We start from the raw sequence: 17,200 nt of genomic DNA, 5'->3' as shown, positions 1-17,200 counted from the left end.
AACTCCGGCAGGGCGCAGGCCACGCAGCCGCGAGCGGGTGAACGCGGCAGGCACGGCATCCCAGACTGCGCACCTCGCCCATTCCACACTGGAGCGGGAGACTGGATGTGCTTCATCAAATCATCGACCGCAGGCTGGCAGGCAAGAACAAGAGCATCGCAAATCGTGAGCGCTTTCTGCGCCGCGTGAAAAACTATATCCGTCACGCCGTCTCGGAAGCGGTGCGTGACCGCAGCATCAAGGACATACAGAGTAACCAGAGCATCACCATTCCGCGCAAGGACATCGCCGAACCCTCGTTCCGGCACGGCCCGGGCGGGCGGCGTGAAATGGTTCATCCCGGCAACGAGGACTACATTCGCGGCGACCGTATCCCGCGCCCGCAAGGCGGCGGCGGAGGGGGGGGCAGCCAGGCCAGCAACGAGGGCGAAGGTCAGGACGACTTCGTGTTCGAGCTGTCCCGCGAAGAGTTCATGCAGTACTTCTTCGACGACCTCGAACTGCCGCGCCTCGTCAAAACCCATCTGATGGCCGTCCCCACGTGGAAGAGCATCCGCGCGGGCTGGGCCGCCGAAGGCACGCCCAATAACATCGACGTGGTGCGCTCGCTGCGCAGCGCGCTCGGCCGGCGTATCGCGCTGGGTGCGCCGCTCGTGAACGAGCTGCATACGCTCGAAGAGCAGCTCGAAGCGCTGATGGCCGACCCGACCGATCGCCGCGACGAGATCAAGATTCTCGAAGACGAGATCCATCATTTGCGCGGGCGCATCTGGCGCATCCCTTTCATCGATCCGTTCGATCTGCGCTACGTGAACCGCGTGAAGCAGCCGCAGCCGTCGAGCCAGGCCGTGATGTTCTGTCTGATGGATGTGTCCGGGTCGATGGACGAGCAGCGCAAGGATCTGTCCAAGCGCTTCTTCATCCTTTTGTACCTGTTCCTCAAGCGCAACTACGAGAAGATCGAGGTGGTGTTCATCCGCCACCACACCCGCGCCGAGGAAGTCGACGAGGACACCTTCTTCCATTCGACGGAAAGCGGCGGCACGGTCGTGTCGAGCGCGCTGGAGCTGATGAAGAAAGTGATCGAGGACCGTTATTCGCCGAGCGACTGGAACATCTACGGCGCGCAGGCTTCGGACGGCGACAACTGGACCGACGATTCGCCGAAGTGCCGCAAGCTGCTCGCGGATGACATCCTGCCTAAGGTGCGCTATTTTGCCTATATTCAGGTAACGCCGGAGGAGCAGAACCTTTGGCTGGAATATGCCCAACTGGCGCTCACCGAGCCTGAACTGGCGATGAAGAAGGTCGACACCGCAGCGGATATCTACCCCGTTTTCCGGGAGCTGTTCGAAAAGCAGGTGGAGCGCTCATGACGACGCGCCATTTGCACAACGAGGCGCGCGGCTACCAGCCGGAGCGCAAGAAAAAGGGCGGCCACGGACCGGACCGGCAAGCAGGGCAGCAAGCCGGTCACGAGGCCGCAACGGAAATGGGAGGACAAGTCGCCGACCCGGCGCGCGCCGAGGCGCCCGGGCCCGACGAGCACAGGCTCCCTCCTGAGCGGCATCCTGCCCAAAAAAGGGAAGTGCATATGAACGTAGCCGACAGACGGCCGTTGCCGTGCCCATCCGACTGGACTTTCGATCTGATCGAGGAATACGACACGCACATCTCGCATGTTGCAGAGCAATACGAACTGGACACCTATCCGATCCAGCTCGAATTGATCAGCGCCGAGCAGATGATGGATGCCTATGCCTCCGTCGGCATGCCGGTCAACTATCGCCACTGGTCGTTCGGCAAGCATTTTCTCTCCACCGAGAAGAGCTATCGCCGGGGCCAGATGGGTCTCGCCTACGAGATCGTCATCAACTCGAATCCCTGCATTGCGTATCTCATGGAAGAAAACACCATGACGATGCAGGCGCTGGTGATCGCGCACGCGGCTTACGGCCACAATTCGTTTTTCAAGGGCAATTACCTGTTCCGCCTCTGGACGGACGCACACGCGATCATCGACTACCTCGTCTACGCGAAGAACTACATCGCGGAGTGCGAGGAGCGCTTCGGGCTCGATCGCGTGGAAGAATTGCTCGATTCGTGTCACGCCCTCATGAATTACGGCGTCGATCGCTACAAGCGGCCGCAGAAGCTTTCGCTCGAACGCGAGGCCGCCATGCGCCGCGAGCGCGAGGCGTATCTGCAATCGCAGGTCAACGAACTCTGGCGCACGCTGCCGAAAACACAGCAGCCCATTGCCGAGGAATACGACGAGCGCTTTCCGCCCGAGCCGCAGGAAAACCTGCTGTATTTCGCGGAAAAGAACTCGCCGCTGCTCGAACCGTGGGAGCGCGAAGTCATTCGCATCGTGCGCAAGGTGGGGCAGTACTTCTATCCGCAGCGCCAGACCCAGGTGATGAACGAAGGCTGGGCCACCTTCTGGCATTACACGCTGCTCAACACGCTGTACGCGCAGGGCAAGCTCGAAGACGGCTTCATGATGGAGTTCCTGCACTCGCACAGCAACGTGGTCTATCAGCCGCCCGTCACCAAGCACTACTACAGCGGCATCAATCCGTACGCGCTGGGTTTTTCGATGATGAGCGACATTCGCCGCATCTGCGAAAACCCCACGGACGAAGACCGCAAGTGGTTCCCGGAACTCGCGGGCAGCCCATGGCTGAAGGCATTGCACTACGCGATGCGCAACTTCAAGGATGAGAGCTTTGTTGCGCAGTATTTGTCGCCGCACCTGATTCGCGAAATGCGGCTTTTCTCGGTGCTTGACGACGACATGCGCGATGCGCTCGAAGTCTCGGCGATCCATGACGACAGCGGCTATCAATACGTGCGGCAGGCGCTTTCGCGTCAGTACGACATGCATCATCGCGAGCCGAACATCCAGGTGTGGTCGGTGAACACGCGCGGCGACCGCAGCCTCACGCTGCGCCACTTCATGAGCGACAACCGCCATCTGTCGGGCGACACCGACGAGGTGCTGAGGCACATGGCACGGCTCTGGCAGTTCGACGTGTACCTGGAGAGCGTCGATGAAAACGGCACGGTGAGAAAGCGTTATGAATGCCGCTACGTGCCGCCGCCGATAAGGGTGTGACGCACCAGGCGTTCTTGATTGATGCGGTAATCGAAGGCCAGCCAACGCGCTGGCCTTTTTTATTGTCGGCGCGCAGACCGATGCGAGCTTTCACCGGCCTTCACTGCAACGCAGCGGTGGAGGGGCGCGCTAAGATACAACGCTATTCCGATTGCCGAAATTTCATCAAGGATTCACAGAGGAGTCGATGCGGATGCAAGAATCGAAAGGACGCGGCCATGGCGTTTGACCTGTTCAGGGGCGTGCGGCCGCTTACCCGCCCAGGCGCACTGCGCGACGCGAAGGCGGGCGTCATGCTCGCCTCGATGAATATCCCGCAATTGCTAGGCTACGCGCGCATCGCGGGCATGCCCGCCGTGACGGGCATCTACACGGGCTTTCTGCCGCTGATCGCGTTTGCGCTGTTCGGCGCGTCGCGTCATCTGGTGGTGGCCGCCGACTCGGCCACCGCGACCATCTTCGCGAGCAAGCTTTCCACCATGGCATCGCCCTCCAGCGCGGAATATGTCGCGCTGGCCGGCATGACGGCACTGCTCACCGCGGCGATCCTGCTGCTCGCGCGCATCTTCAAGCTGGGCTTTCTCGCGGACTTTCTCTCGCGTACCGTGCTGGTGGGTTTCCTCACGGGCGTCGGTATGCAGGTGGGTGTGGCAATGCTCGGCGACATGCTGGGCATTCCGTTCACCTCGCGACGCACGGTGTTGCAGATCAAGCAGATCGTGCTGCAGTTCAACGCGATTCACTGGCAGACACTGGCCATATCCGCTTTCGTCGTCGCGGCGATTCTGATCTTCAAGCGCTTGCGGCCTGGCTGGCCCGTGCCCTTGCTGGCCGTGGTGGGCGGCATCGCCGCGAGCGCGCGTTTCGATTTCGCGGGCCACGGCATTGCCATCACCGGCCCGGTCGAGGGTGGCCTGCCGCATCTCGCGTTTCCCGCGGTCGGCTGGTTCCAGATGATCGACCTGCTGCAGGTGGCGGCGTCGTGCTTCGTCATCATCGTCGCGCAGAGCGCGGCCACGAGCCGCGCCTTCGCGGAAAAATACGGTGAACGCGTCGACGAGGATCGCAATCTGCTCGGTCTCGCGGCCGCGAACGCGACAGCCGCATTCAGCGGCGCCTTCGTCGTCAACGGCAGTCCCACGCAGACGGCGATGGGCGAGCAGGCGGGCGCGCGCAGCCAGTTCGCGCAGCTCGTGTTCGCGGGTGTCGTGGTGATCGTGCTGCTGTTCCTGAGCAACTGGTTGCAGTATCTGCCGCGCTGCGTGCTGGGCGCGATCGTTTTCACCATCGCCGTCGGGCTGGTTCACATCGGACAACTGATCGATATTCGCGGGGAAAGCCGCGGCGAGTTTCGGCTTGCAGTGGCCACGGCCGTGTCGGTGGTCGTGATCGGCGTGGAGAACGGTATTCTCATCGCGATCGCGCTGTCCTTGCTGCGTCATGTGCGCCACAGCTATCGCCCGCACACGATGGTGCTGATGCCGAACGACGAGGGGCGCTGGATGCCGGTGCCCGCGCAGGCCGGGCAGATGACGTCGCCTGGGCTTATCGTTTACCGCTTTGGCGCAGACCTTTTCTACGCAAACGACCATTTTTTCATCGATGATATCCGTTGTCTGATCGACGGCGCGCCGATGCCGGTGCGCTGGCTCGTGATCGATGCCGCCGCCATCACCGATGTCGATTATTCGGCAGGTCGTTCGGTCAACGAACTATGCGAGTCGTTGCGCAATAGCGGCATCAAAGTGATTTTCGGGCGCGTCAATCGCTATCTGCGCGCGGATATGGATCGCCACGGCATCACGCCCGTGGTGGGTGCGGAAAATCTCTATACGACCTTGCACGAGGCGCTCGCCGCCGTGCACCCCGAACTCGACGCCCACGCCGACGCGTAATTCAGCGCGCATCATTTCAACGCACGGTGGCTAAACGCCCAGCCACCGTGCGTTTTCTCCCTACACGCAAACTACTTAAAACGCTCCAGACAAACCCTGATTGCCCATGAGTTTTCGCGGCTGATATCGTGCGCCTCAAGCGCTGTGGAAGCGCTTCCACTCTCACCACCGGAAGGCCGGATAGCCACCATACCCGCCAACCGGTCAGACCTCGCGCAGGAGCTTTCGTGACACACGATTCAGCCGCTTCGCAGCATTCCGCTTCAAACGCCATTCTCGACGACGACGCTTTCACGCCGTCGCCCGATTCCGCGCTCTGGCGCCGCGATTTCCTGCTGGGCGCGGCCACCGCGTCCTACCAGATCGAAGGCGCGGCGACCGAGGACGGCCGTCTGCCGTCGATCTGGGACACCTTCAGCGCCACGCCCGGCAAGGTGCTGGCCGGCGATACGGGCGCGGTGGCCTGCGATCACTATCATCGCTGGTCCGGCGACCTCGATCTGCTCAAGGACCTCAATTTCGAGGCCTATCGCTTCTCGATTGCCTGGCCGCGCGTGATGGACGCGTCGGGCCGCCCCAATCCGAAAGGCATCGCTTTCTACAAGCGTCTGCTCGAACGCCTGAAAGAGCAGGGCATCCAGACCTTCGCGACGCTCTATCACTGGGATCTGCCGCAGCATCTGGAAGATCGCGGCGGCTGGCTCAACCGCGATACGGCATACCGCTTCGCCGACTACGCCGATCTGATGAGCCGCGAACTCACGGGTCTCGTCGATGCCTGGATGACGCTCAACGAGCCGTGGTGCTCGGCGTATCTCGGCTACGGCAACGGCCATCACGCGCCGGGGCTTTCGAATCCGCGCTATCCGACCCAGGCCATGCATCACCTGCTGCTCGGCCATGGCCTTGCGACCCAGGTGCTGCGCGCCAACGATGCGAAGTCGGCCAAGGGTATCGTCGCGAACGTCGGGCGCGGCACGCCCAATTCGCAAACGCCGGCCGATATCACCGCCGCGCGCCGCTTCGAAGTGCAGCACAATGCGTGGATTCTCGACCCGCTGCTCAAGGGCGAATATCCGGCCGAGCTGTTCGAACTCTGGCCGGGCACCGAGCCGCTCGTGCTCGACGGCGATATGGAAACGATCGCGGCGCCGCTCGACTTTCTCGGCATCAACTACTATTTCCGCACCAACGTGAAAAGCGACGGCGCGCACGGCTACACCGAAGTGCCGCTGCCCGGCGTCGAGCGCACCCAGATGGGCTGGGAAGTCTATCCGGACGGCCTGCGCGACCTGCTGGTGGGCTTCCATGACGCCTACGACAATCTGCCGCCGATCTACATTACCGAAAACGGTATGGCGTCGGACGACAGCGTGCAGGACGGCGAAGTCGTTGACGCGCAGCGCATCGCTTTCCTCAAGCGCCATCTGGCCGCCGTCGATGCGGCGATCAAGAAGGGCGTCGATGTGCGCGGTTATTTCGTGTGGTCGCTGCTCGACAATTTCGAATGGGCGTTCGGCTACGAGCGGCGCTTCGGCGTCGTGCATGTCGATTACGACACGCAAAAGCGCACGAAAAAGCGCAGTGCCGAGCTGATCGCGCGTTTTATCGCCGAGCGCAACGCTCGCGATGGCGGTTGAGCAAAAACGACCACCCAAACAGTAGTAACCGTAATTGCTGTACCGGCTGCGCGCCGCGAGAATGCGTCAACAGGGGAATGGGCAGGGCAAGTAAAAGCCGCAGGACCGCGCGCGCACAGCCACCCGAAACACCGCGACAGTTTGACTTCATATATCTGTAAATAAAGCCGGAACTACCGGAGGAGACGTAATGAAGCAAAATGCACCTGTCCTGCGCGGCATCGTCGCCGCGCTGGCATTGGCCGGAGCGCTCGCCGCCCACGCTGCGGACGCGCCGCTCAAGGCCAATGTGATTCACTGGTGGACCTCGGGCGGCGAATCGGCCGCCATCAAACAGTTCGCGCAAGCCTACGATCAGGCGGGCGGCCAGTGGGTCGACAACGCAGTCGCGGGCGCCGACCAGGCGCGCGCCACGGCGATCAACCGCATCGTCGGCGGCGATCCGCCCACCGCGGCGCAGTTCAACACCTCGAAGCAGTTTCACGACCTCATCGACCAGGGACTCCTGAATAATGTCGATGCCGTCGCCGCGAAGGAAAACTGGAACGGCATCCTGCCTGAATCGGTGCTCAACCAGATCAAGGTCAACGGGCACTTCTACGCCGCGCCCGTCGATATCCACATGCAGGACTGGTTCTTCTACTCGAAGCCGGTGTTCGCAAAAGCGGGCATCGCCGCCGAGCCGAAGAGCATGGACGAACTGTTCGCCGATCTCGACAAGCTCAAGGCGGCGGGCGTGATTCCGCTCGCGCTCGGTGGCCAGGCGTGGCAGGAGAAGATCACCTTCGACGCGATCTTCGCCGACATGGACCGCAATCTCTATATGAAGGTCTATCGCGACCGCGACGCCAACGCCGTCAATTCGCCCGCCTTCAAGAACGTGCTGGCAACCTTCAAGCGCCTGCACAACTACGTCGATGCGGGCTCGCCTGGACGCAACTGGAACGACGCGACGGCGCTCGTGATTTCGGGCAAGGCCGGCATGCAGATCATGGGCGACTGGGCCAAGGGCGAGTTCTCCAACGCGAAGCAGGTCGCGGGCAAGGACTTCGGCTGTTTCCCGGGTTTCGCGAACTCGCCGTACATGATCGCGGGCGACGCCTTCGTGTTCCCGAAAACCGACAATCCGCAGGCCGTCAAGGCGCAGCAACTGCTCGCATCGGTGATGACCTCGCCGAAGGCGCAAGCCGCGTTCAGCGAGAAGAAAGGCTCGATTCCGATTCGTCTCGACGTGGATACGGCGGGCTTCGACGTCTGCGCGAAGGAGGGCATGAACATCATGAAGGACAAGACACGTCAGTTGCCGAATCCGGAAATGCTGATTCCGCCCGATGTGCAGGGCTCGCTCCAGGACGTCATCACCAACTTCTGGAACAAGAACCAGTCGGTTGACGACGCCCAGAAAGCGTTCGCCACGGCGATCAAGAGCTGACGGCCCATGTACGCGCTCAAGCTGGACGAAGCCAAACAGCGGACGAAACGGCAGGCGCGTGCAGCGCGCCCCATGCGGCGGCGCGTCTCGCTCGCCGCGTGGATCGCGCTGCTGCCCATGGCGGTGACGGTCGTGTTCGCCTATCTGGGCACGATGCTGTGGACCGCGCGCGTGTCGATGAGCTATTCGCGCTCGCTGCCGTCGAACACGTTCGCGGGCGTGACGCAGTACGTGCGCCTGTTCAACACCGAACGCTGGATGGTATCGCTGCAGAACCTCGCGATCTACGGCGTCTGCTTCATCGTCGCCTGTCTCGTGATCGGGCTGCTGCTCGCGATCTTCATCGACCAGCGCGTGGCCGCCGAAGGCGCGCTGCGCACGATCTTCCTCTATCCGTATGCGATGTCGTTCGTCGCGACCGGCCTCGTGTGGCAATGGATACTGAATCCGGAGCTGGGCGTGCAGGCCGTGCTGCGGCAAATGGGCTTCGAGCACGCGCAGTTCGACTGGATCGTCTCGCAGCGCTTTGCGATCTATACGCTCGTGATCGCGACCGTGTGGCAGGCCTCGGGCCTTGTGATGGCGCTGCTGCTCGCGGGCCTGCGCGGCATCGACGACGAAATCTGGAAGGCCGCGCGTCTGGACGGGATTCCGCGCTGGCGCGTGTACGCAAGCATTGTCGTGCCGATGCTCAAGACCTCGATGTCCACGGCGTTCGTGCTGCTCTTCGTGATGGTCGTGAAGCTTTACGACGCCGTCGTGGCGATGACCCAGGGCGGCCCCGGCACAGCGAGCGAAGTGCCCGGCAAGTTCATCATGGACTACCTGTTCAATCGCGCGAACATCGGTCTGGCGTCGGCTGCATCGATCGTGCTGCTCGCCACGGTGCTCGCGATCCTCGCGCCCGTGCTGTACGCGAGAAGCCGCATGGCGGCCAAAGGAGAACGAGCATGAGCGCGCCATTGACCGATACTTCCGGCGCCATTCCGCGCGTGGCGCGCCATGCGCCTGGCGCGAAGGGAAGACCCAAACGCAGCCGCTTCACCCCCGCGCGCCTCGGTATCTATGGATTCCTGATTATTGCCGCGCTGTTCTTCCTGCTGCCGCTCTACGTCATGCTCGTCACCTCGGTCAAGCCGATGGAGGAAATCCGCCTCGGTCATCTGCTCGCGCTGCCGCGTCACTTCACGCTGGCGCCATGGCAGGACGCGTGGGCGTCGGCGTGCACGGGGCTTGAATGCGCGGGCATCCGCGTGGGCTTCTGGAACTCCGTGCGCATCGTCGTGCCGAGCACGATCATCTCGATCGCCGTGGGCGCGGTGAACGGCTATGCGCTCTCGTTCTGGAAGCCACGCGGCGCGGGCGTGCTGTTCGCCGTGCTGCTCGCGGGCGCGTTCATTCCCGTGCAGGTGATGGTGTACCCGCTCGTGCGCGTGCTGGCGACCGTGCATCTGTTCAGCTCGCTACCGGGCATCGTGGTGATCCACACGATCTTCGGCATGCCGGTGATGACGCTCTTGTTCCGCAACTACTATGCGTCGCTGCCGCAGGAGCTGTTCAAGGCGGCGCGCATCGACGGCGGCGGCTTCTGGCGCATCTTCGCGCAGTTGATGCTGCCGATGTCGGTGCCCATCATCGTCGTCGCCATCATCATGCAGGTCACGGGCATCTGGAACGACTACATCCTGGGCCTCGTGTTCGCGGGCACGCGCAACCTGCCGATGACCGTGCAGCTCAACAACATCATCAACACCACCACCGGCGAGCGGCTCTACAACGTCAACATGGCCGCGACGATCCTTACTTCGCTCGTGCCGCTCGCGATTTATTTCGTGTCGGGACGCTGGTTCGTGCGCGGCATCGCGTCGGGCGCGGTGAAAGGGTAAAGAGCAGGGCAAAGAAGGCTTAACGAGAGACGAACGATGACGAATCTGGCGAACGTAGCGGTGCGCAATCTGCGTATCGAGCTTGGTGCGAACACCGTGATCGAGGACCTCGACCTCGACGTGCGCGCCGGCGAATTCGTGGTGCTGCTTGGCCCCTCGGGCTGCGGCAAGTCCACCTTGCTGCACAGCATCGCGGGCCTGATCGACGTGACGGACGGCAGCATCGAAATCGGCGGCGAGGACATGACCTGGGCCGATCCGAAGGATCGCGGCGTGGCGCTCGTGTTCCAGTCCTACGCGCTCTATCCGACCATGAACGTCGAGCGCAACATGTCGTTCGCGCTGCGCATCAACGGCACGCCCAAGCCGGAAATCGAGCGCCGCGTGAAGCGCGCGGCCGACATGCTCCAGCTCGGTCCGCTGCTCGCGCGCAAGCCCGCGCAGCTTTCGGGCGGCCAGCGCCAGCGCGTGGCCATCGGCCGGGCGCTGGTGCGCGAAGCCGACGTATTCCTGTTCGACGAGCCGCTTTCGAACCTCGACGCCAAGCTGCGCACCGAACTGCGCCGCGAACTGAAGCAACTGCATCAGCAACTGGGCGCGACGATGATTTACGTGACGCACGACCAGGTGGAGGCGATGACGCTCGCCACGCGCATGGCCGTGATGAAGGGCGGCGTGATCCAGCAGTTCGGCACGCCCGCCGAGGTCTACGCGCGCCCGGAGAACCTGTTTGTGGCGACCTTCCTCGGCACGCCGCCGATGAACCTGCTGCGCGGCACGCTGGCCGCCGACGAAGGCAAGCTGTGGTTCCGCGGCCCGCAGCTTTCGGTCGACGTGACGAACTACGCATTCAAGGGCGCGCCGGATCTCACGCGGCCGTGCATGCTGGGCGTGCGCCCCGAGGACGTGCGCGCGGGCGTGCCTGGCGGGGCGCTGCAAGGTCATGTCACACTGGTCGAACCGATGGGCAACCATCGCGTGCTCTGGCTCGATTATCATGGCGTCCAGATCGCGGCAATCGATCAGGACAAGACGCCGCTCGCGGGTGGTGCGCCCGTGCCGTTCGAGATCGACGTCCAGCACGTCTCGCTGTTCGACGAAGCGAGCGGCGAGCGGCTCTGACGCACGGCAAAAGCGCCCCCGATACGACCAGAAAACCAACAAAAAACCCGACCAAAGACCAAGGGAAGAACGAGACGTGGCAACCCTGAAAGACGTGGCAACTCTCGCCGGCGTGGGCCTGTCCACGGCCTCGCGGGCGATCTCGGGCAAGGGGCCGGTATCGGCCGACGCGGCCGCGCGCGTACAGGCCGCGATCGAGCAACTGAAGTTCCGCCCTTCGTCCATCGGCCGGGCCATGGCGACGCAGTCGCTCGGCATCATCGGCATCTTCGTGCCGACTTTTTTCGGCTCGTACTACGGCACGATCCTCAAGGAAACCGACACCGAGCTGCGCGCGGTGCGCCGTCACGTCGTGGTGGCGACGGGTTGCGGCGAGGCCTCGCCGCGCGAGCAGGCGATCGAGGCGGTGCGCTTTCTGATCGGCCGCGATTGCGACGGCGTGGTGGTCATCAGCCACGATCTGCACGACGACGATCTGGGAATGCTGCACGCACTGCATCCGCGCATGGCGTTCCTGAACCGTGCGTTCGACCAGATGCCCGAAGCCTCCTTCTGCGCCGACCACTTCCACGGCGGCGAACTGGCCGCGCGCACGCTCATCGAGCACGGCCACCGGGACATCGCGGCAATCGGCGGCACCGCCAGTTCTTCGGACAACCAGGCGCGTCTCGATGGTTTTTTCGCCGAGCTGGAGCGTCACGGCATTGCGCGTGAACAGGTGCCGCTCGTCATGTCGGACTTCTCGCCCGAAGGCGGCTACGCGGCGGCGGGCAGGCTGCTCGATACGAAGCGGCGCTTCACGGGCCTGTTCTGCGCCAACGACACGATGGCGATGTCGGCGCTCGCGCGGTTGCAGCACGCGGGGATTTCGGTGCCGCGCGACGTATCCGTGATCGGCTATGACGATGATTATTCGGCGGCCTATATGGCGCCCGCGCTCACCTCGGTCCATATCCCGACGGCGGAGCTCACACGCAATGCCGTGCGCTGGCTCATCAATCAGTGCTACGGCGCGGACTGGGAAATAGAGCGCCGCTTCGACGTAAGCGTGACGATGCGCGCCTCGGTCGCGCAGGCCAACCCCGCGCGAGCGAAGTAGCTTCAGTACACCAGCGGCACGCGATGGTAGGCGTAGTCCGGCTCCTGATAGCCGTCGGCGTTCTGGCGGCGCGGCAGCTTGACCTTCTCGCGCGGGACTTCGTCATAGGGCACCTTGCTCAGCAGGTGGGCAATGATGTTCAGGCGCGCGCGCTTCTTGTCGTCCGAGTGCAGGACGAACCAGGGCGCGAAAGTCGTATCGGTTTTTTCGAACATCTCGTCGCGGGCGCGCGAGTAGTCGTACCAGCGATGGTAGGACTCCAGATCCATGGGGGAAAGCTTCCAGATCTTGCGTTCGTCGGTGATGCGCGCCTCCAGCCGGCGCGTCTGCTCCTCGGGGCTGACGTCGAGCCAGTACTTCAGCAGAATGATCCCCGAGTGCACGATGGCGCGCTCGATCAGCGGCACCGAGAGCAGGAATTCCTGCGCCTGTTCGGGCGTGCAAAACCCCATTACGCGCTCGACGCCCGCGCGGTTGTACCAGCTGCGATCGAAGATCACGATCTCGCCCGCCGCCGGCAGATGCGGCAGATAGCGCTGAAAATACATCTGGCTCTTTTCCCGCTCGGTGGGAGCGGGCGTGGTGACGACGCGGAACACGCGCGGACTCACGCGCTCCGTGATCGCCTTGATGGTGCCGCCCTTGCCGGCGCCGTCGCGGCCCTCGAACAGGACGCAGACCTTCGCGCCGCTCTTTACCACCCATTCCTGCATTTTCACGAGTTCCTCGTGCAGGTGGCGCAGCGTTTTTTCGTAAGCCTTGTCGCTGAGCTTCTCATCAGGCTGCGGCACTTCGGCTTTCGATGCCTTCTTCGTCTTGGCTTTCGTTTCGGACATGGCGTTCATCCCCATCTGACGTGAGTTGTAAAGAGGCGGCCTTTCGATCCGCGCCGGTCAATCTGTCATCGTAGCGGGCGGCAACGAACGGCGGTGCGCCGATGTCCGCGCGCAAGCAACGTGCTAGATCGAAATCAAACGGTCAATCATCGGCCGCGGTATGTCGGCGCGCAGATGCAGTACGGCGTCGTGACGGAACCGCGATAAGGGCAGGGGGCTAAGGCTGGCGTGCGTCAGCGGGCGCGCCCGTAAGCGCCCATTGCACGGCGGCGTCGAACATCGCCTGACCATCGGGACTCAGGTGCTCGAAGCTGCGATTGCCGAGAAATAGCGCCACGCGGCGCGCCGGCGCGATGAAGTCGTAGTCCATCGTCGCGCCTTTTTCGTAGCCGAACATCACGGCATGCTCCGGCTCGCCTGGAATCGTCGCGACGACGGTCGCGCCTGGCGCCGGACGGCCCCAGCCCATCTCGCCATCACGCGGATAGACCCAGCGCTTGCCCGCCGCCACACCGCCCGCGAGCGGACTCGGCGCATTCACGACGTTCACGTAATGTTCCTTGTCCATTTCGCCGAAATCCACGCCCTTGCGCTGGCCCGTGAAACGCAACGAATCGAACAGATCCGATTCCCACGTCAACAACGGCACGCCGATGTCGCGATACGCCGTGCCGACCATGTCGCGCGCGCTGACCACCGACGAAATGATGACGAGCCGCGCGCCACGTGCATCGGCTACCGGAGCCGATTGATCGACCATCGTTACCGCGAGACCGAGTGACTCCAGGTGGGCGCGGACCTTGTCGTCCTCGGCTCGGTCGGCGTGCGCGAGGCGCGTGACGTACCAGACGCCCGGCCTGGCGATGGGCTGCGTGACAGTGGAGGGCGTGGAGGGCGTGGCTTCGCTAGTCGCGGCCAGGGCGCTGGCTGGCGCGAGCATCGGCACGTTCAATGCGACGAAAGCCGCAGTGATCGCCAGGCGCCGGAAAGACGCGGCGTGTGGATGGGAAAAAGGGCGTTCCGGGAAGCGATTCGTCGTGTTGGCGGGCATCGGTCAGAAGCTGGTGCGTAGGTTAATCGAAATCATTTTCGCAAATGCGAATCATTTACATTAACGTATGCTAATCGCAAGGAAATCTCTCGTAAAGCTTCGGAATCGGCAAATCGACGCAGGGCGCGCTCGCTTAAGCAAGCCTTAAGCAAGCGCCGACGAGACTGTCGCCTAAGTCCGAAACTCTGTCTGAAGTAATGAGAGCGATTTACGCCGATCTAAAGCGAGCCCGCATGCGCCCGACGTCGAGTCGCGTTGCGGTTCTGCAGCTTTTTCACGAATTCCCGAACGAGCACATGACCGCCGATCAGGTGTTCCGGCGCGTGCCGCCTGACACCGAGCAATGCAGCCTCGCGAGCGTGTATCGCGCGCTGGCGCAATTGCTCGAAGCCGGATTGCTGACGAATGCGTGGATTGGCGAGCAGCGCGTCGTGTACGAACTCAACCGGGGCACGCGTCATTCGCATCTGGTCTGCAACGACTGCGGCACGATCCGCGATATCGACGACAGTGAACTGGAAGCGCAGCACGCGGCGATCGCTTCGGCGCGCGAGTTTAGTTACGCGAGTGCGAGCCTTGTGATCTTCGGGCGTTGCGCTCAGTGCGCAGCCGAACTGGAGGCAAGTGGGCGCAGCGCCAAGGTGCAGGCGTTGGTTCGACGGGCCGAGTGAAGCCCGCGGTAGAGGCAATCAGGCTGGGAGAGGCAGGAGTTTTGCCTGTTTTGGTGATTTTACATAAGATAATTTATCGAAGTTTTTGATGTAGTAGCTTTATAGAAATGTCGTGTTCTAGCCAATTAGAAATGTCGTGTTCCGTGTAGGTTGAGCGCCGGACATCCACCTGGAGCGCCGGCGATGTCGTGGCCACACGATAACGTCCGCTTTGAATCAACGGTCCTCAATGAGCCGTGCAGAAAAACGCCTGCGCACCCTCGCCAGGCGTCAGTCCGGCGATAAACAGACCTTCGAGACGCTGCGCCTTCGCGTCGTCGAGAATGAACGGCGGCCGCACGAAGCCTCGCGAGATCGCCTGATCGAACCATTGACTCATCCACGCTCGCAATTCGGTTTCATACACCGACAAGACCTCTTGAGCTTCCTGCGCTGCCTCGACTCGCTCGACTCGCATGGGTCCCTCCTTGTGTGGTGTTGATCGAATTCTTCTGCAATAAGACTTGTGCGCCGCTCACCAGACGGTCTCCAGCCGATTGCCATTCGAAGCGACTGCTGCACCATCATGCCTGATCTCCCGCCGAACGTGCCGTTGAAAGCATGCTTGCTCACCCGCTCATTTATGCGACCGCCCTCGCTGTCAAGGAATACCCTCGATCTTCTGCGGCCATTTGCGAAATCCGGCCAGGTAAATGCGCGTGATAAGTTAAATTCGTCTGACCATTTCAATATCGGGAGACGCATCGTGACTCAAGCGCTACAGGCCGAGGCGCGCCGCAAGACCTATTCGATGAACCGGCTTCGCAAAGCCATGGGGCGCCTGATGGGCGCCGACGCGCCAGACGAGCATCGGGCCGCGATGCATTGGGTCAATGCGTGGAGCGGCATGATCGGCGAACGGCAAATCGCACAACTGGTCGCCGACCGCAATAACCACTGAGCGCCCCGGGACGCTTGCGCCCCCGCCCGTCAATCCTTCGCGTAGTTGAATTCAGGCATCGCCTTCAGGGCTGATTTGTCGGCTTGCAGCACGATCTGTTTGGCGCTCACCTGCAGATCGTTGAACCGCACGGCGACGAGATGCTTGCCCATTCCGAGAAAGCCCCCCACGGAGAGAATCGCGAACGCGCCGTCGTTCGGCGATTCGAGCACGATGTCGTCGATCTCGCCGATCTTGCTGCCGTGGGTGTCGTACACGTCGGCACCGACGAGTCTGGAGGCGCGAAACCCGGTACCCGACTGAACCGTCGCCATGCTCTGCACGGCGATCGACTGCGGCGCACCCTGTGCGTGGACGAGCGGCGATCCGCCAAGGCCAAAGGCCACAATGGACAATGCGAATACGAGTGAACGGGCGCGAGTAGTACGCATGATGGTATCCCCCTCGATATCGAAGATGTGCGTGACCTGAAACTGCGTCGCGCAAGTCATATGCCCATCGCAGCCTCGCCCCGGGCGCCCCATGCACCCTTTGCCGACCTGACCGGCTACGCCTGCGGCGTCCAACGCCCGATCAGCGGGCCGCGTTCGCCCCACACGGGATCGCACGCCGGAAACGGCAATGCCTCCATTGCGCGCAATTCATCGGGCGTGAGCGCATCGCGGCGGATGTCCCACTGCTGCCCTTGCGGATACCCGGCTGCAACCTGAAACGCGTCCTCACGCGCGACGAGACAATGTCCCGTGCCAGCGGGCAACAACAGCACGTCGCCGGTCGCGATGCGCAGCGTGCGCCCGCCCGGCCCGCCAACGATCAGTTCCGCCGCCCCCGCGATCACGCCGAGCACCTCGTGCGCGGTCGAGTGGAAGTGGTGATAGTCGAATACTCCGTCGTGCCACTGCACCGGCCAACCGTGCTGCGCGAAACGTTGGTCGACCTGGCCAGCGAGGTCGCGCGTCGCCGGGTCGAAGGCATGCCGGTAGACGATCAGCGGCAGGCAGCGATTGTTTGGCACCCACGCATGCGGTTCGAGCCGGAACGCCTCAATCTGCGGTTGGGTCGTGGCGCGTGAATCCGGCCGCTCTTCATGCGAGCGGGAAAATCCAAAGTTTCCAAAAGGCAAATGCATCGTCACGGCTCCTTTGCGTCGCTTCAGCCGGCTCTTTCGAACGCAGTCGGTTTCGGGGCTAGTTCGCTAGTTCAATACACTCGCGCGCAACTGGCGTTCCAGACACAAGACAACCGACGGCACGCGCCTTGCGGCACATCGACGAATTCACTCGCCATCAGGAGACGCCATGCCGCTCGCCTCGCTCAGAAACGACGGCGCGCGCGTCGTCATTCGCGCGCATCTGCCCACGGAAGAACCCGGCGATCCGAAGCCCACACAGCCGCCGCCCGTGCCCGAGAGCGACGTGCCGCCGCCTGCGCCGCTCGGCGACCCACCCTCGGATGCGCCGCCGGAGCGCGTGAAGCGCCACTGACCCGCCAGAAAACGGCCGGCTCGAAG

The 17,200-nt window shown here is 63.0% G+C and carries 17 protein-coding genes; 12 read left to right on the top strand and 5 right to left on the bottom strand.

Going from position 1 to position 17,200, the window contains the following annotated elements; translation table 11 throughout:
- Positions 1 to 107 precede the first annotated feature (107 nt).
- The 9 genes from B0G62_RS08595 to B0G62_RS08555 all read left to right on the top strand — a co-directional run bounded on the left by B0G62_RS08595 (position 108) and on the right by B0G62_RS08555 (position 12,192).
- Entirely contained in the window at positions 108 to 1,376 is a 1,269-nt protein-coding gene (locus B0G62_RS08595) for a YeaH/YhbH family protein (protein ID WP_103703771.1), read from the top strand.
- A complete protein-coding gene (locus tag B0G62_RS08590) occupies positions 1,373 to 3,118 on the top strand; it encodes a SpoVR family protein (protein WP_103703770.1) in 1,746 nt (581 codons plus the stop codon). The genes B0G62_RS08595 and B0G62_RS08590 overlap by 4 nt, the downstream gene beginning before the upstream one ends.
- 218 nt (positions 3,119 to 3,336) lie before the next feature.
- A complete protein-coding gene (locus B0G62_RS08585) occupies positions 3,337 to 5,013 on the top strand; it encodes a SulP family inorganic anion transporter (RefSeq protein WP_103703769.1) in 1,677 nt (558 codons plus the stop codon).
- A gap of 227 nt (positions 5,014 to 5,240) precedes the next feature.
- Entirely contained in the window at positions 5,241 to 6,653 is a 1,413-nt protein-coding gene (locus tag B0G62_RS08580; RefSeq protein ID WP_103703768.1) for a GH1 family beta-glucosidase, read from the top strand.
- Between the two features lie 190 nt (positions 6,654 to 6,843).
- A complete protein-coding gene (locus tag B0G62_RS08575) occupies positions 6,844 to 8,085 on the top strand; it encodes an ABC transporter substrate-binding protein (RefSeq protein ID WP_103703767.1) in 1,242 nt (413 codons plus the stop codon).
- Positions 8,086 to 8,091: 6 nt separating this feature from the next.
- Positions 8,092 to 9,039, top strand: a complete 948-nt coding sequence (locus B0G62_RS08570) for a carbohydrate ABC transporter permease (RefSeq protein ID WP_103703766.1) — start codon at positions 8,092 to 8,094, stop codon at positions 9,037 to 9,039.
- Positions 9,036 to 9,971, top strand: a complete 936-nt coding sequence (locus B0G62_RS08565; protein ID WP_103703765.1) for a carbohydrate ABC transporter permease — start codon at positions 9,036 to 9,038, stop codon at positions 9,969 to 9,971. The genes B0G62_RS08570 and B0G62_RS08565 overlap by 4 nt, the downstream gene beginning before the upstream one ends.
- Positions 9,972 to 10,007: 36 nt before the next feature.
- Positions 10,008 to 11,093: an ABC transporter ATP-binding protein gene (locus B0G62_RS08560; protein ID WP_103703764.1), complete on the top strand. Its 1,086-nt coding sequence runs from the start codon at positions 10,008 to 10,010 to the stop codon at positions 11,091 to 11,093.
- A 76-nt stretch (positions 11,094 to 11,169) separates the two neighbouring features.
- Positions 11,170 to 12,192, top strand: coding sequence for a LacI family DNA-binding transcriptional regulator (locus tag B0G62_RS08555; protein ID WP_103703763.1), 1,023 nt, complete (start codon positions 11,170 to 11,172; stop codon positions 12,190 to 12,192).
- A 2-nt stretch (positions 12,193 to 12,194) separates the two neighbouring features.
- On the opposite strand, the gene ppk2 is transcribed toward B0G62_RS08555, so the two are convergent.
- Entirely contained in the window at positions 12,195 to 13,028 is an 834-nt protein-coding gene (ppk2, locus tag B0G62_RS08550) for a polyphosphate kinase 2 (protein WP_103704100.1), read from the bottom strand.
- A 217-nt stretch (positions 13,029 to 13,245) separates the two neighbouring features.
- Positions 13,246 to 13,968 (bottom strand): hypothetical protein, encoded by a 723-nt coding sequence (locus B0G62_RS08545; protein WP_146055221.1) that lies wholly within the window; start codon positions 13,966 to 13,968, stop codon positions 13,246 to 13,248.
- A gap of 308 nt (positions 13,969 to 14,276) precedes the next feature.
- Here B0G62_RS08545 and B0G62_RS08540 point away from each other — a divergent pair, with 308 nt between their 5' ends.
- Complete coding sequence (locus B0G62_RS08540; protein ID WP_103703761.1) at positions 14,277 to 14,750, top strand: Fur family transcriptional regulator; 474 nt, start codon at positions 14,277 to 14,279, stop codon at positions 14,748 to 14,750.
- Between the two features lie 226 nt (positions 14,751 to 14,976).
- Here B0G62_RS08540 and B0G62_RS08535 read toward each other — a convergent pair whose 3' ends face one another.
- Positions 14,977 to 15,207, bottom strand: coding sequence for a hypothetical protein (locus B0G62_RS08535; RefSeq protein ID WP_103703760.1), 231 nt, complete (start codon positions 15,205 to 15,207; stop codon positions 14,977 to 14,979).
- A 108-nt stretch (positions 15,208 to 15,315) separates the two neighbouring features.
- On the opposite strand from B0G62_RS08535, the gene B0G62_RS31105 reads away from it, so the two are divergent.
- Complete coding sequence (locus B0G62_RS31105; protein ID WP_146055220.1) at positions 15,316 to 15,690, top strand: hypothetical protein; 375 nt, start codon at positions 15,316 to 15,318, stop codon at positions 15,688 to 15,690.
- 29 nt (positions 15,691 to 15,719) lie between these two features.
- On the opposite strand, the gene B0G62_RS08525 is transcribed toward B0G62_RS31105, so the two are convergent.
- Together B0G62_RS08525 and B0G62_RS08520 are read right to left on the bottom strand one after the other, a co-directional pair.
- Positions 15,720 to 16,121 (bottom strand): PRC-barrel domain-containing protein, encoded by a 402-nt coding sequence (locus tag B0G62_RS08525; RefSeq protein WP_103704099.1) that lies wholly within the window; start codon positions 16,119 to 16,121, stop codon positions 15,720 to 15,722.
- Positions 16,122 to 16,237: 116 nt separating this feature from the next.
- The gene (locus B0G62_RS08520; protein ID WP_322789223.1) at positions 16,238 to 16,705 is read right to left on the bottom strand and encodes a cupin domain-containing protein; all 468 of its coding nucleotides are present in this window, start codon (positions 16,703 to 16,705) and stop codon (positions 16,238 to 16,240) included.
- Positions 16,706 to 16,988: 283 nt separating this feature from the next.
- Here B0G62_RS08520 and B0G62_RS08515 point away from each other — a divergent pair, with 283 nt between their 5' ends.
- On the top strand, positions 16,989 to 17,174 hold the full coding sequence (locus tag B0G62_RS08515) for a hypothetical protein (RefSeq protein ID WP_103703758.1): 186 nt from the start codon (positions 16,989 to 16,991) through the stop codon (positions 17,172 to 17,174).
- Positions 17,175 to 17,200: the final 26 nt, after the last annotated feature.

The organism is Paraburkholderia eburnea, from assembly GCF_002917095.1.
GTDB lineage: Bacteria > Pseudomonadota > Gammaproteobacteria > Burkholderiales > Burkholderiaceae > Paraburkholderia > Paraburkholderia eburnea.
The sequence above is the reverse complement of the archived record's forward strand: the minus strand, read 5'-3'. Positions and strand labels throughout refer to the sequence as shown.

Bases quoted from the DNA above. Each gene is read 5' to 3' on its own strand.
- B0G62_RS08565 (WP_103703765.1), top strand. From the start codon at position 9,036: ATGAGCGCGCCATTGACCGATACTTCCGGCGCCATTCCGCGCGTGGCG.
- B0G62_RS31105 (WP_146055220.1), top strand. From the start codon at position 15,316: ATGCCTGATCTCCCGCCGAACGTGCCGTTGAAAGCATGCTTGCTCACC.
- B0G62_RS08590 (WP_103703770.1), top strand. From the start codon at position 1,373: ATGACGACGCGCCATTTGCACAACGAGGCGCGCGGCTACCAGCCGGAG.
- B0G62_RS08560 (WP_103703764.1), top strand. From the start codon at position 10,008: ATGACGAATCTGGCGAACGTAGCGGTGCGCAATCTGCGTATCGAGCTT.
- B0G62_RS08540 (WP_103703761.1), top strand. From the start codon at position 14,277: ATGAGAGCGATTTACGCCGATCTAAAGCGAGCCCGCATGCGCCCGACG.
- B0G62_RS08570 (WP_103703766.1), top strand. From the start codon at position 8,092: ATGTACGCGCTCAAGCTGGACGAAGCCAAACAGCGGACGAAACGGCAG.
- B0G62_RS08575 (WP_103703767.1), top strand. From the start codon at position 6,844: ATGAAGCAAAATGCACCTGTCCTGCGCGGCATCGTCGCCGCGCTGGCA.
- B0G62_RS08525 (WP_103704099.1), bottom strand. From the start codon at position 16,121: ATGCGTACTACTCGCGCCCGTTCACTCGTATTCGCATTGTCCATTGTG.
- B0G62_RS08545 (WP_146055221.1), bottom strand. From the start codon at position 13,968: ATGCTCGCGCCAGCCAGCGCCCTGGCCGCGACTAGCGAAGCCACGCCC.
- B0G62_RS08535 (WP_103703760.1), bottom strand. From the start codon at position 15,207: ATGCGAGTCGAGCGAGTCGAGGCAGCGCAGGAAGCTCAAGAGGTCTTG.
- ppk2 (WP_103704100.1), bottom strand. From the start codon at position 13,028: ATGTCCGAAACGAAAGCCAAGACGAAGAAGGCATCGAAAGCCGAAGTG.
- B0G62_RS08585 (WP_103703769.1), top strand. From the start codon at position 3,337: ATGGCGTTTGACCTGTTCAGGGGCGTGCGGCCGCTTACCCGCCCAGGC.
- B0G62_RS08515 (WP_103703758.1), top strand. From the start codon at position 16,989: ATGCCGCTCGCCTCGCTCAGAAACGACGGCGCGCGCGTCGTCATTCGC.